This window comes from Dokdonia ponticola, assembly GCF_042653865.1.
In the GTDB taxonomy this organism is placed as follows: Bacteria; Bacteroidota; Bacteroidia; order Flavobacteriales; family Flavobacteriaceae; genus Dokdonia; species Dokdonia ponticola.
In genome coordinates this window covers 1-1,055 of record NZ_JBHSFV010000047.1, presented here as the reverse complement: position 1 = coordinate 1,055, position 1,055 = coordinate 1, and the positions used below count along the sequence as shown (strand labels likewise).

Below are 1,055 nucleotides of genomic sequence, written 5' to 3'. Positions count from 1 at the left end.
TTTGGTTTGTTTTTAGGTAGGGATAAAAAAATAAAAATATTTATTTTTTTTGTTTGTTTAGAAGTAAAATTAAATTGTACATTTGCACCCGCTTTGAGAGGGAGTATATGGATAGAGATTTAAAAGCGCGGGAGTTCATTTTTTAGTGTGTGATTATTATTTTTGAGGAGATAAAAAAAGATTAAAAATTATTTTAATTTTCTTTTGTTTGTAATAAAATATTAATTGTATATTTGCACCCGCTTTGAGAGAGAGGTTTTGGAGCGAAGTTCATAAGAGTATTAATGTAGTGATTTGGTAACAGGATTCTGAAAATGGATTCAGAAAAAAAGGTTCGATTCCTTTACACTAAACAAGAAAATGCCATTTATTGTTTTAGGCTAGTTTTCTTCCCTTAGGGAAGATGTCTAAAAGACAGATGGGAGTTCATTGACATATTGAATTGACAGCGCGTATTAATGCTGAACTTGTTTCAGCATCTAATGCAAGTTTCTAATTTTTTGATTAGGAACTATAAAAGAATTGAAGACTAGAATTTTGAATTTTGAGACGATTAATTTCTTATTTATTGTGAGTTGAAATATATTAAAGACACACGATGAAGAGTTTGATCCTGGCTCAGGATGAACGCTAGCGGCAGGCTTAACACATGCAAGTCGAGGGGTAACAGAGGTAGCTTGCTACTTGCTGACGACCGGCGCACGGGTGCGTAACGCGTATACAATCTACCTTATACTGGGGAATAGCCTTTGGAAACGAAGATTAATGCCCCATAGTATTATTGAATGGCATCGTTTAATAATTAAAACTCCGGTGGTATAAGATGAGTATGCGTTCTATTAGTTAGTTGGTAAGGTAACGGCTTACCAAGACATCGATAGATAGGGGTCCTGAGAGGGAGATCCCCCACACTGGTACTGAGACACGGACCAGACTCCTACGGGAGGCAGCAGTGAGGAATATTGGACAATGGGCGCAAGCCTGATCCAGCCATGCCGCGTGCAGGAAGACTGCCCTATGGGTTGTAAACTGCTTTTATATGGGAAGAATAAGGG

At 37.3% G+C, this 1,055-nt stretch carries 1 rRNA gene; it reads left to right on the top strand.

Annotation, left to right across the window (positions count from 1 at the left end):
• Positions 1-595: 595 nt before the first annotated feature.
• Positions 596-1,055 (top strand): 16S ribosomal RNA (locus ACFO3O_RS22550); the annotation flags it as partial.